Source organism: Protofrankia sp. Cr2, from assembly GCF_963555885.1.
Classification (GTDB): Bacteria; Actinomycetota; Actinomycetes; order Frankiales; family Frankiaceae; genus Protofrankia.
In genome coordinates this window covers 50,242-62,825 of record NZ_CAUVXG010000030.1, presented here as the reverse complement: position 1 = coordinate 62,825, position 12,584 = coordinate 50,242, and the positions used below count along the sequence as shown (strand labels likewise).

General features: G+C 69.5%; 9 protein-coding genes. 8 read left to right on the top strand and 1 reads right to left on the bottom strand.

The window, feature by feature from the left end; genetic code table 11:
- From U9978_RS14870 to pspM, 8 genes are all read left to right on the top strand, one after another.
- Positions 1 to 1,958, top strand: a 1,958-nt coding sequence (locus U9978_RS14870) for a DNA translocase FtsK (protein WP_322761717.1), incomplete at its 5' end; no start/stop codon positions are given.
- 96 nt (positions 1,959 to 2,054) lie between these two features.
- Positions 2,055 to 2,861 (top strand): helix-turn-helix domain-containing protein, encoded by an 807-nt coding sequence (locus U9978_RS14865; protein WP_322761716.1) that lies wholly within the window; start codon positions 2,055 to 2,057, stop codon positions 2,859 to 2,861.
- 9 nt (positions 2,862 to 2,870) lie between these two features.
- A complete protein-coding gene (locus U9978_RS14860; RefSeq protein ID WP_322761715.1) occupies positions 2,871 to 4,289 on the top strand; it encodes a MiaB/RimO family radical SAM methylthiotransferase in 1,419 nt (472 codons plus the stop codon).
- 32 nt (positions 4,290 to 4,321) lie between these two features.
- Positions 4,322 to 4,900 (top strand): CDP-alcohol phosphatidyltransferase family protein, encoded by a 579-nt coding sequence (locus U9978_RS14855; protein WP_322761720.1) that lies wholly within the window; start codon positions 4,322 to 4,324, stop codon positions 4,898 to 4,900.
- The gene (locus tag U9978_RS14850) at positions 4,890 to 6,176 is read left to right on the top strand and encodes a competence/damage-inducible protein A (protein WP_322761714.1); all 1,287 of its coding nucleotides are present in this window, start codon (positions 4,890 to 4,892) and stop codon (positions 6,174 to 6,176) included. The genes U9978_RS14855 and U9978_RS14850 overlap by 11 nt, the downstream gene beginning before the upstream one ends.
- 109 nt (positions 6,177 to 6,285) lie before the next feature.
- On the top strand, positions 6,286 to 6,636 hold the full coding sequence (locus U9978_RS14845; RefSeq protein WP_322761713.1) for a helix-turn-helix transcriptional regulator: 351 nt from the start codon (positions 6,286 to 6,288) through the stop codon (positions 6,634 to 6,636).
- A gap of 36 nt (positions 6,637 to 6,672) precedes the next feature.
- Positions 6,673 to 7,425, top strand: a complete 753-nt coding sequence (locus U9978_RS14840; protein ID WP_322761712.1) for a PspA/IM30 family protein — start codon at positions 6,673 to 6,675, stop codon at positions 7,423 to 7,425.
- Between the two features lie 4 nt (positions 7,426 to 7,429).
- Positions 7,430 to 8,164, top strand: coding sequence for a phage shock envelope stress response protein PspM (gene pspM, locus U9978_RS14835; protein WP_322761711.1), 735 nt, complete (start codon positions 7,430 to 7,432; stop codon positions 8,162 to 8,164).
- Positions 8,165 to 8,166: 2 nt separating this feature from the next.
- Here the strand turns inward: pspM and U9978_RS14830 are convergent, their stop codons facing one another.
- Positions 8,167 to 12,546, bottom strand: a complete 4,380-nt coding sequence (locus tag U9978_RS14830) for a DEAD/DEAH box helicase (RefSeq protein ID WP_322761710.1) — start codon at positions 12,544 to 12,546, stop codon at positions 8,167 to 8,169.
- Positions 12,547 to 12,584: the final 38 nt, after the last annotated feature.

Sequence of the window (12,584 nt, the reverse complement as noted above, 5' to 3'; positions counted from 1 at the left end):
GGCTTGCCGGGTTCCTCGCCAGCTCGCCGCTGACTGGTGCCGTGACGGCTTACCTGGCCGCCCCGTTTCTGATCCTGCTGAGCCTGTTCGGCGTTCTTGTGATCACGAAAACGCCAATCCGCGCGGTCCCGGACCGACTGCGGGACCTGAGCGACAAGCTTCTGGTTGGCATCCTCGCCGCTGATGACTGGGATGGCGCCGAACAGGATGCCGACCGGAACGCACCGGACGACAGCCGGGGCGGGGATCAGGCTGGGTCGGTCGAGGCACGGCAACTCGTTGACGATCTGCTGGGGATCGCCTCGGCCGACGTCTTCGACATCGATGCGCCGGTGGCTGACGCGCCGGTGGCTGCTGCGCCGGTGGCTGCTGCGCCGGTGGCTGCTGCGCCGGTGGCTGACGCGCCGAGAGCCCGGCGCAGAATGCCGAAGGTGCCCGACCCGGCCCCGGTGATGCACTTCGTGGCGCCCAGTGCGGGTGGCGGTGTGGACAGCACCTATGTGCTGCCGTCGCCGACCCTGCTGCAACGGGGAACGCCGCCGAAAGTGCGGTCGGCCGCGACGGACACGGTGATTGCTTCACTGACTGATGTGTTCTCCCAGTTCCGAGTCGATGCCCGGGTGACGGGCTTCACCCGGGGGCCGACGGTGACCCGCTACGAGGTCGAGCTCGGTTCGGCCGTGAAGGTGGAGCGGATCACCCAACTGGCCAAGAACATCGCGTATGCCGTCAAGAGCGCCGATGTCAGGATCATCAGCCCTATCCCGGGCAAGAGCGCGGTCGGTGTCGAGATCCCCAACACCGACCGGGAGCTGGTCTCCCTCGGTGACGTCCTGCGCAGCACCGAGGCGACCGGTAACCCACACCCGCTGATGGTGGGGCTCGGCAAGGACATCGAGGGGGGGTATGTCGTCGCGAACCTGGCGAAGATGCCCCACATCCTCATCGCGGGTGCTACCGGCGCAGGTAAGTCGACCTGTATCAACACGCTGATCACAAGTGTGTTGGCGCGGGCCAGCCCCGACCAGGTGCGGTTGGTGCTGGTCGACCCGAAACGGGTTGAACTGACCAACTACGAGGGGATCCCGCATCTGATCACGCCGATCATCACGAATCCGAAGAAGGCCGCGGACGCGCTGGCGTGGGTCGTCAAGGAGATGGAGAACCGGTACGAGGATCTTGCCGCCTGCGGGGTTCGCCACGTCGACGACTTCAACCGCAAGGTCAGAGCGGGAGAGATCGTGGCGCCGCCGGGATCGGAGCGGGTGTACGTGCCGTATCCGTACATCCTGACGATCGTCGATGAGCTCGCCGATCTGATGATGGTGGCGCCCAGGGACGTGGAGGACGCGATCTGCCGGATCACGGCCATGGCACGAGCGGTCGGCATCCATCTTGTGTTGGCGACGCAGCGCCCGTCGGTGGACGTGGTGACCGGTTTGATCAAAGCGAACGTGCCGTCGCGGTTGGCGTTCGCGACCTCGTCCCTGGCGGACAGCCGGGTCATCCTCGACCAGGCTGGTGCCGAGAAACTGGTCGGGCTGGGTGACGCACTCTTCCTGCCGATGGGTGCGGGCAAGCCGGCTCGTATCCAGGGCGCCTTTGTTTCCGAGGAGGAGATAGCGGCGATCGTCGCCCATACCAAGGAACAGGCGACTCCGGCGTTCCGCGAGGACGTGTTCGCCGGTGCCGGTGAGCCCAGGAAGGACGTCGACGAGGACATCGGCGACGATCTTGCGCTGTTCCTTCAGGCGGTGGAGCTGGTGGTGTCCACCCAGTTCGGGTCGACGTCGATGCTCCAGCGCAAACTGCGGGTGGGTTTCGCAAAGGCCGGCCGGTTGATGGACCTCATGGAAAGCCGTGGAATCGTCGGGCCCAGCGAGGGCTCGAAGGCCCGGGACGTGCTGGTCATGCCCGACGAACTCGAGGGTCTCCTGACAACCCTGCGTAATGGATAGCAAGCGTCCTGGTGGTCCTGAGGATCGGCTTTCGGTTGGTGGCCGGCGACCGTAGACTCGGTTCCACTGCCGATCTGACCGGTGCGGAGGTTGGCCATGCGGTCCGATGCTGGCGTGGGTGCGGCGCTTGCCGCGGCCCGTGGCACGCGGGGCATGTCCATTGCCGAACTCAGTGAGCGGACCCGTATCCGCGCGACGTTGATCACGCAGATGGAGAACGAAGACTTCACCGGTTGCGGCGGCGTGGTGTACGCACGTGGTCACATTCGGAGTATCGCTCGGATGTTGGAGATCGATCCGGAACCCTTGATCGCCGACTACGACCGGGTGCACGGCCGGGTGCCGGAGGCGCCTGTGCTCCTGCCCCGGGAGTTCGACCCGCTCATCGCCGGCGGCAGGCCGCGGCGCCAGGGTTTCACCCGGATGCCGGCGGTGGCCATCTCGCTGGCATCAGTCTGCGTGCTGGTCGGTCTCGCCGTCCTGCTGGCTCCGGGCGGGTCTGGCGGGTCTGGCGGCGTCGCGTCAGGCACAACGGCCGCCGCCACTGCCCCGCCGTTGCAGGGCGGGGCCGCGCCGGCCCAGCCGGCCACCACCGCCCTGCCGACGACACCGCCGCCGGTCGGGGTGAACGTCCTCGTGGCGGTTCGTGGTGATCCGAGCTGGCTGGAGGTCCGCGACGAGAGCGCCCGGGTTCTGCTACAGCAGATCCTGCAGCCCGGTGACAGCCGCACAGTCACGGCGACCCGTTCCATGGAGATCAAAATAGGGAACGCGGGGGCGGTTGATATGTCCTGTAATGGGCGGAATCTGGGGTCGAGCGGGAACGCCGGCCAGGTCGTCACTGTCCGCGTTGGTCTCGGCACCTCGGGAGACTGCACCGTTGGTGGCGCGGTGCCCCGGTAACCTGACGTCGTGCCTGATCGCCCCGTTCGCCGCGTCGCCCTGATCACATTGGGATGTTCCCGTAACGATGTGGACTCCGAGGAGCTTGCGGCGCGGCTCGGTGTCGACGGTTGGACGGTGGTCGACGATCCGGCCGGCGCCGACGCGGTGGTTGTCAACACCTGCGGTTTCATCGAGGTCGCCAAGAAGGACTCGATCGACACCGTGCTCGCCGCCGCCGACCTGCGTGACGGTGACGGCGGCCCGCGGGCGGTAGTCGCCGTGGGGTGCCTGGCTGAGCGGTACGGCCGGGAACTGGCGGACAGCCTGCCGGAGGCGGACGCGGTGCTGGGCTTTGATGCCTACCCGGCGCTGGGGCGACATCTGGATGCCGTGCTGCGCGGTGAGACGCCACGCGCACATACCCCGCGTGACCGCCGAACCCTGCTTCCGATCACTCCCGTGGACCGGCAGCGGGTCGACCGCCCGACCCCGGAAGTCCTGCGGAAACGCCTGGTCGGCGGTCCGGTCGCGCCATTGAAGATCTCCAGTGGATGTGACCGGCGCTGTGCGTTCTGTTCGATTCCGACGTTCCGTGGCTCGCATGTCTCCCGTCCACCGCAGGAGGTCATGGCCGAGGCAGAGTGGCTGGCCGGTCAGGGTGTGCGGGAACTGGTCCTGGTCAGTGAGAACTCGACCTCCTACGGCAAGGACCTGGGGGACCTGCGGGCGCTGGAGAAGCTCCTTCCCCAGCTGGCCGCGATCACAGGCGTCGTGCGGGTCCGGGCCGTGTATCTTCAGCCGGCGGAGGTGCGGCCGTCCTTGCTGGAGACGCTTCTGACGACACCCGGGGTCGCTCCCTATCTCGATCTGTCGTTCCAGCACGCGAGCCCCTCGGTACTGCGGCGGATGCGCCGCTTCGGCGGCGCCGATGCCTTCGGTGACCTGCTCGCTCGGGCGCGCGCCTTCGCCCCGGAGCTCGGGGCGCGTTCGAACGTGATCCTCGGTTTTCCGGGCGAGACCCGGGCCGACGTCGCGATTCTCGAGCGTTTCCTCGCCGACGCCAGCCTTGATGCCGTCGGGGTCTTCGGCTATTCCGATGAGGACGGCACGGAGGCGGCCGGCCTGCCCGACAAGGTCGCCCCGGCAACCGTGCGGCGGCGTCAGCAACGCGTCACCGACCTGGTGGAGCAGCTGACCGCCGAGCGGGCGCAGCGGCGGATCTCCTCGGTCGTCGAGGTTGTCGTGGAAGAGGTCGTCGGCGGATTGGCGCATGGGCGGGCGGCCCATCAGCAGCCCGAAGTCGACGGAGAGTGCACCGTTTCGCTGCCGGCCGCGTCGGTCGCGGACGTCCGGGTGGGGGATCTGGTGAGCGCCACGGTGGTTGCGACCGAGGGCGTTGATCTGATCGCCGAGTTCGTCGATGTCGTTGATTCCGTGTCGAGGTGAGCGCACCCGAGTCGGGTGTCGCCGTCAGTCGGATGAACCTGGCCAACGCACTCACCGTCCTGCGGCTCGCGCTCGTGCCGGTGTTCGTGGCGTTGATGTTCGCAGGCGGTGGTCACGCCACAGGCTGGCGGGTGGCCGCCTTCGTCGCGTACGCGGTTGCTGCGGTGACCGACCAGGTCGACGGGTATGTTGCCCGCAGCCGGAGCCTTGTCACCGATTTCGGGATCATCCTTGACCCGATCGCGGACAAGGCACTCACCGGCGCCGCGCTGGTGTCTCTCTCGCTCCTGGGTGATCTGCCGTGGCCGGTGACCGTCGTCGTCGCGGTCCGGGAGATCGGTGTGACGCTGCTGCGGTTGTGGGTGATTCGGCGCGGGGTCATGGCGGCCAGTCGCGGTGGCAAGCTCAAAACCCTGTTGCTCAACTGTGCGATCGGTCTCTATGTTCTACCGCTGGACGGGATGGGCGCGTCAGCCAGGGCGGTCATTCTGGCCGTCGGTGTACTGGTCGCGGTCGTCACGGGTCTGGACTATGTGGGGCGGGCACTGGCCTTGCGGCGGCAGGCGACGCAGGTTACCGAAGGAGCGCTGGAGGACAGCGATGCGAGCTGAACTGCTGGCTGTGGGAGACGAACTGCTTTTCGGGGACATCGTCAACGGCAACGCCGCATGGCTCGGGCGGCAGCTCGCAGACGTGGGTGTGGTGCTGAAGACGTCCACGGTGGTGGGTGACGACGTCGAAATGATCGCGGCAAGGGTCACTGAGGGCCTTGGCCGTGCGGACGCAGTCATCATGACCGGAGGACTGGGGCCGACCCAGGACGATCTGACCCGCGAGGGGATCGCCCGCGCGGCCGGGGTGGACCTGCGCCGGGACACCTTCCTGGAGGCGATGCTGCGCCGGCGCTTTCGTGCGCTCGGGCGGGAGGGTCCGGCCGCCGCCGGCAGCCAGGCGCCGGAGATGAACTACCGGCAGGCGGACATACCCGAGGGTGGTGATCCGTTACCCAACGAGGTCGGTACGGCACCCGGCATCCGGCTGGAGATGGCGGGCGGGGTGATATATGCGATGCCCGGGGTGCCGCACGAGATGTACCCGATGTTCACCGCGTCGGTCCTGCCGGATCTGCTCCGCCGGGCGGGCGAGCCCGCGGTCGTGGTGCACCGGGTACTGCGGACCGCCGGGGTCTGGGAGTCGGTGGTCGCCCATGCCCTCGCCGAGGAGATCGACCGGCTCACCCCGATCGGCAACCCGACGATCGCTTTTCTCGCCAGCGGAGGTCAGACCCGGGTCCGGATCAGCGCCCGAGCTGGTGACCGGGCGCAGGCCTACACGCTCATCGCGCCGGTCGAGGCGGCGGCGCGGGCAGCCCTGGGCAGTGCGCTCTACGGCGTCGACGACGACACGTTGGAGGGAACAGTCCTGGGCCTGCTCGCAGCCCGGGGCGAGACCCTCGCGGTCGCCGAGTCGTTGACGGGCGGTCTACTCGCGGGGCGGCTCACCGACGTCCCGGGCGCGAGCGCGGTGTTCCAGGGAGGTGTGGTCACCTATGCGACCGACGCCAAGACGTCGGTGCTGGGCGTCGACGCGGGGCTTCTGGCCACCAGCGGCGCGGTGTCGACCGAGGCGGCCGCGGCGATGGCCACCGGCGTCCGGGACCTGCTCGGGGCGACCCACGGGCTCGCTGTGACCGGCGTGGCCGGTCCCGGCGAGCTGGAGGGCCAGCCGGTCGGGACGTTGCACATCGGTATCGCGGGGCCGTTCGGCGTGGCGACCAGGTCTGCCCGCCTGCCCGGCGACCGGCCGCAGAACCGTACCTACGCCGTCGTCCAGGCATTGGACGCTCTTCGGCGTACCCTGGCAGTTCACACGTGCCAGCCGGGATGAATCGCGGACGCGGGTTGCTTACATAGTTACATTCACATCAACGGCCGGCCATCCCGGTGGACGGCAGGTATACGGTAAGGCCCAGCCCGAGGACGAAGGAGGAGGCACGATGGTCCTGCTCCGACGCATGCTCGGCGAGGCATTGCGCCGCCGCCGTCAAGATCAACGTCGAACCCTCCGTGAGGTGTCCTCCGCCGCGAGGGTATCGCTCGGATACCTCTCCGAGATCGAGCGTGGGCAGAAGGAGGCGAGTTCGGAGTTGCTCGCCGCGATCTGTGCGGCGCTCGGTGTCCGGCTGGCCGACCTGCTCCGTGAGGTGAGCGACGATCTGGAGCTCGCCGAGTTCGCCGCTGGCGGGTCTGCGCGGGTCGGTGGCCCGATGGCGGGAATGCCGCCGATGGCGGCCATGCAGGCACGCGGGGGCGGCACAGCCACCGCTGTGGTGGAGCGCGCAGCTTAGCTTCGCGGCGCAGCGCCGGCGTGGGACGATCGGTGCATGGCGAACGTCGTCCGCAAGTTCTACCGTTACCTGTCTGCATCGGCGAACCGGAAGCTGGACGAAAAGGCCGATCCGCGGGTCCAGATCGATCAGGCGATCACCGAGGCCCAGCGTCAGCATCAGGCGCTCGTCGGACAGGCCGCCGCGGTGGTGGGTAACCAGCGGCAGCTGGAGATGCGGATGGCACGTCAGATCGACGAGGTGGAAAGTCTGGCCGACTCCGCGCGTCAGGCCGTCATCCTCGCCGATGCGGCCAACGCGAACGGCGATGCGACCGGCGGCGAACGGTACGAGCAGACCGCACGGGCTTTCGCCGGCCAGCTTGTGGCTGTGGAGAGTTCTCTGGAGGAGCTCAAGGCCCTGCACCAACAGGCCACCTTTTCGGCCGAGCAGGCCCGTCGTGCCGTCGAGGACAACACCGCGCGGTTGCAGGGACAGCTTGCCGAGCGCGCGCGTCTGCTGACCCAGATCGAGCATGCCGCCATGCAGGAGCAGCTGAGCAAGGCCCTTGATGGAATGTCCCAGCTGACTCCGCCGGGTGACACCCCCACGCTGGCGGAGGTCCGCGACAAGGTCGAGCAGCGCTACGCGGTATCCCTGGGACGCCATGAACTTGCCTCCCAGGGCGTGGAGGCCCGGATGTCGGAGATCCGCAGGGCGACCATGGACGCGAAGGCGTCCAATCGGCTGACGGAGATCCGCTCGGCGCTGTCTGCCGACAAGCGCTCCCCGGACCAGTTGGAATCCTGACCCGATGCTGGCGAACTACCTACCGCAGTGGCTGCGTGCCGACATCGAACGCCGGAGCCTGGTACGCGGTGAGCGGCAGCTTGTCCGCGGGCATGCCCGCCGCCGCCGGCGGGCCGAGCGGTCCACCCGGATATGGGTCGGGGTGGCCGTCGTCGCCCCGACGATTGCGGTGGTGGAGGGCAGCTGGGGGTGGCTGGTCGTGGCGGCCGGTGCGTTGGCCCGGGCGGGCCTTGCCTGGCACCAGGCACAGAGCGCCGCGTCGTCGTCGCCCGTGGTCCTGCCGCTGCCGACGGCACCCTTACCGTCACGGGTCCGGCTCTACGGGTCGGCCGCGGCGGACCCGCTGCAGCGCGGTGAGGCGGCGATCCCGGCTCTCATAGCGATCATGCGGGCGTCGCCGCCGGGACCAGCTGCCGAGGCGGTCCGCGCGGCGATGGCATCGGCCGCGGAGGTGGTGGACAGCCTGCGGCATCGGGCTCAGCACGTCCTCGCCTGCGAGTCGGCGGCTCGGGCGGTTGCGGACGCCGGCCGCCGGTCCGAGATCATATCGACGGTCTCAGAACTGGTGAGCGCGATGAACGCTGCGGTGCAGGCGTTGGACGCCATGCTGGCCGCCGCCACCGACCTGCTCGCCTCGACGGTCTCGACCGTCCCGACGCCGGTGCAGCTCGACGGTCTTGACCGCCAGACCGCCACCCTGCGGGCCTTTGCCGAGGGTTTGCGGGACCTCAGGCGCTGATTTCAGGCGTGCAGCCGCAGGCCGCCCGGAGTGTGCTGGAAACCCGCGCGTTCCAGCGCTTGACCGAGCTCGCTGCCGAGCAGGTCATGAGCAAGCCGCAACTGACCACCGGCCTTGCGGACGGTGCTCGCGAGGGCGTCGACTGCCGGCTGTAGCCGGCCCAGGTCTTCGGCCCAGGTCAGCAAGGTCCTGCCGCCGCGTTCGACATACAGGATCAACTCACCGTCGACCAGGACGACCAGCGCGCCAGGGGTCCGCCCCGGCCGGTGCCCACCGTTGGCCGATGCAGGCCAGGGCAAGGCTGCGCCGAACGGGTTGGCTGGATCGGCCGCGGCCAGCACGACCGCACCCGCGGGTGGCGCGCTCGCCCGCAGCCGGTCGACCGCGCCGGGTACGGCGAACTGGGCCGCTCCGAGAGACTCCACGAAGTAGCCGCGCCGGCATCGTCCGGAATCCTCGAATGCCGACAGTATGCGGTACATCGCGGCGAAGCCGCCGGGGATCCGTTCGGCTGCGACCGCACCGCGGGTGACGATCCCGTACCGTTCGAGCATCGCCTCGGCCTGCGCGTGGGCTCGCAGCGTCGGATCCGGATCACGTTCAGGCAGCAGGGACCAGCGGCCGGCCACCGTCGGTGGGCCGCCGCGGCGTGGCATGGCCGGGCGGGCGACGCGACGGTTGCTCCGGTGGGTACCACGCCCACCGCTCAGCGCGGCTCGCAACGGGGCGAAGGTGTCGTTGGTGACCAGGCCCGCCCACACCAGGTCCCACAGGGCGCTCGCGAGCGCGGTGTCGTCGAGACTGGTGACCCGGTCGGACAAGGTCCGGAAGAACAGTGCAGCCTGTCCGTCGAGGGCTTTGAGCACCGCGCTGTGCAGCGGGGTGCTGGCGGCGTCCGGTGCCGCCGAGGGCAGCAGCAGGGCCGCGGCGTCCGCCGGTACGAGGGTGACCCAGCCGTCGTTGCCGGGCAGGCCACCGGCGCCGGCCCACAGCACCTCGCCGGACACGCACAGCTCATCGAGCATGGCCGGGCTGTAGTCCGGCACCCGGTTCGGCAGGATGAGCTGCTCCCAGGCGCTGGCGGGGACGAGTGCGCCCTGGAGTTGCTCGATCGTCCGTGCCACCGCGTCGATGCCGTACGAGCCCGTACCGCCGCTCTTGGGCGAGACCCCCTGCCATCCTGGCAGAAACCGGGCGAACGCCTGGACGGGTACCGGTTCGACAGCACGCCGCGACGCCGCGAGGCTGCGCCGGCGCAGCGCCCGTAGGACGCCTTCGTCACACCACTGTTCGCCGGTGCCGCCCGGGCGCAACTCACCGCGCACGAGCCGGCCGGTCGCGAGCATCCGTTCAAGACCGGCGGTGACCACTGCGACGCCCAGACCGAACCGGTGCGCCACTGCTTCGGTGTCGAACGGCCCGTGCGTGCGGGCGTACCGGGACAGCAGGTCCCCCAGGGGATCGACGACCGTATCGGTGAAGGTCGTCGGCACCCCGATGGGAACCGGAACGCCGAGGGCGTCGCGCAGTCGTCCGGCGTCCTCGATCGCCACCCAGCGTTCCTCACCCGCGATGCGCACCCGGAGCGCGCGACGCGCGTGGACCAGCTCGGCGAGCCAGGCCGCGGTCGCTCCCCGCGCCAGCGCCTCGGTGGTGGCGAGGTCGCCGACCACGCGTAGCAGATCGGCCACCCCCTCGACGTCGCGTGCACGCCGGTCGGGCGCCAGCCGCTGCAGTTCGGCCTCGATCTGCGCCAGGACAGCCGCGTCGATCAGTTCGCGCAGATCCGCCTGGCCGAGCAGTTGCGCGAGCAGGGAGCTGTCCAACGCCAGTACCTGGGCCCGGCGTTCGGCCAGCGGAGTGTCATCGGCGTACACGAACGCGGCAACGTAGCCGAACAGCATGGACCGGGCGAAAGGCGACGGTGTGGCGGTCTCCACCTCCACCACACGCAGGGTTCGTGATGCCATGTCACGCATCAACCCGGCCAGGGCAGGGACGTCGAAGACGTCCTGCAGACACTCCCGCATGGTCTCCAGCACGATCGGGAAGTTGTCCAAGCGTGCCGTCACCGCCAGCAGATGGGCGCTGCGCTGGCGCTGTTGCCACAGTGGCGTCCGCCGGCCGGGGGTACGCCGGGGCAGCAGCAGCGCCCGGGCGGCGCACTCGCGGAACCGACTCGCGAACAGCGCGCTCGTGCTGACCTCTGTCCGGACCACCGCGTCGATCTCGTCCGGGTCGAACACGGTGACATCGGCAGTGGGCGCGATGTCGGCGTCGGGTATTCGCGCCACGATGCCGTCATCGGAATGCATGATCTGTACTTCGACACCGTAACGCTCGCGCAGGCGCGCTCCGATGGCCAGCGCCCACGGCGCGTTCACCGGGGCGCCGAACGGTGAGTGAACCGCCAGCCGCCAGTCACCGAGCTCGTCGCGGAAGCGTTCGACGACGATCGTCCGGTCGTCGGGCAGGTGACCGGTGGCCGCCCGCTGCTCGGCGAAGTAGGCGAGCAGGTTGTCAGTCGCCCACTCGTCGAGACCCGCAGCCTGGATGCGTTGGCGCGCACGTTCGGGCCCGAGGCGGACGAGTTCCCGGGTGAACGCGCCGAGCGCCCGACCCAACTCGGCCGGTCGGCCGGGCGCGTCGCCGTGCCAGAACGGCAGCCGACCCGGCCGTCCCGGCGCCGGAGTCACCAACACCCGATCAGGGGTGATCTCCTCAATACGCCAGCTGGACGAGCCGAGCAGGACGACGTCACCGACGCGCGACTCGTACACCATCTCCTCGTCCAGTTCACCGACCCGGCTTGCCTTCTCACCGACGAGGAAGACGGCGAACAGGCCCCGGTCGGGGATCGTGCCCCCGCTGGTGACCGCGAGCCGACCGGCGCCGGGCCGTCCGCTGAGTGTGCCGGCTGAGCGGTCCCAGACGACCCGCGGGCGCAGTTCGGCGAAGTCGTCGGAGGGGTACCGGCCGGACAGCATGTCCAGGACGGCATCCAACACCGATGACGGCAGTGTCGCGAACGGCGCGGCGCGTCGGACCAGCGCGGCCATGTCGTCGACCGACCACGGTTCCATCGCGACCATCGCCACGATCTGCTGGGCCAGGACGTCGAGCGGGTTACGCCGGTAACGCAGCTCCTCGATCTCACCGTCGCGCATCCGTTCGGCGACGACGGCGCACTGTGGGAGGTCCCCACGGTGTTTGGGTAAGATCACCCCTCGGCTGACGGCTCCGACCTGGTGTCCGCCGCGCCCGACCCGTTGCATGCCCGCGGATACGCTGGGTGGTGACTCGACCTGGATGACGAGGTCGACCGCTCCCATGTCGATGCCGAGTTCCAGGCTGGAGGTGGCCACCACCGCGGGCAGCCGGCCAGCCTTCAGATCATCTTCGATGAGCGCCCGTTGTTCTCGACTGACGCTGCCGTGATGGGCCCGGGCCAGCGGCTGATCGGTGTGCGTGCGTGCGGTGTATGCCTCGTTCAGGTGGGCGCACAGTCGTTCGGCGAGCCGCCGCGAATTGGCGAAGACGATTGTCGATCGGTGCGCGAGGACGAGATCGAGGATGCGTTCCTCCACGGCGGGCCAGATCGAGGCTTTCTGATTAGTTTCGATCGGGTTCTCGTCGAGGCGGGTCATGTCCGCCACCGGTACGACCACGTCGATCCGCAGCGTCTTGTCGGTCGGTGGGCGTACGACCGTGACCTGGCCAGCCCCGCCGAGCAGGCGTGCGACCTCCTCGATCGGGCGAACGGTCGCAGACAGCCCCACCCGCTGGGCGGGGCGTTCCAACAGCGCGTCGAGGCGTTCCAGGCTGAGCGCGAGGTGCGCGCCACGTTTGGTGCCGGCCACGGCGTGTACCTCGTCCACGATCACTGTTTCCACCGCGCGCAGCGACTCGCGAGCCTGACTGGTCAGGATCAGAAACAACGACTCGGGCGTGGTGATGAGCACATCCGGTGGTAGCCGGCCAAGTGCCCGCCGTTCGCCGGCCGGCGTGTCGCCGGACCGGATACCCACCCGCACGTCGGGCTCGGGCAGGCCCAGGCGTACCGCGGCCGCCCGGATGCCGGCGAGCGGTGCCCGCAGATTGCGCTCGATGTCCACGGCCAGCGCCTTGAGCGGGCTCACATACAGCACGCGGCACCGTCGGGACGGTTCGGCGCTTGGACCGGCGCGGACGAGCCGGTCCAACGACCACAGAAACGCCGCGAGCGTCTTGCCCGACCCGGTCGGCGCGACGACCAGGACGTTGGCTGCGTCACCGATCGCCTGCCAGGCACCCACCTGCGCGGGCGTGGGCGCCGGGAACACGGCCGCGAACCAGGCCCGGGTGGGTGCGCAGAACCGTGCGAGGGGGGATCGGGTGGACATGTTCCGAGTCTGCCTGGGCGGTCCGACAGACTGGAGAG

Coding starts and splice junctions, on each gene's coding strand:
- U9978_RS14865 (WP_322761716.1), top strand. CDS start 2,055: ATGCGGTCCGATGCTGGCGTGGGTGCGGCGCTTGCCGCGGCCCGTGGC.
- U9978_RS14855 (WP_322761720.1), top strand. CDS start 4,322: ATGAACCTGGCCAACGCACTCACCGTCCTGCGGCTCGCGCTCGTGCCG.
- U9978_RS14850 (WP_322761714.1), top strand. CDS start 4,890: ATGCGAGCTGAACTGCTGGCTGTGGGAGACGAACTGCTTTTCGGGGAC.
- U9978_RS14845 (WP_322761713.1), top strand. CDS start 6,286: ATGGTCCTGCTCCGACGCATGCTCGGCGAGGCATTGCGCCGCCGCCGT.
- U9978_RS14840 (WP_322761712.1), top strand. CDS start 6,673: ATGGCGAACGTCGTCCGCAAGTTCTACCGTTACCTGTCTGCATCGGCG.
- pspM (WP_322761711.1), top strand. CDS start 7,430: ATGCTGGCGAACTACCTACCGCAGTGGCTGCGTGCCGACATCGAACGC.
- U9978_RS14830 (WP_322761710.1), bottom strand. CDS start 12,546: ATGTCCACCCGATCCCCCCTCGCACGGTTCTGCGCACCCACCCGGGCC.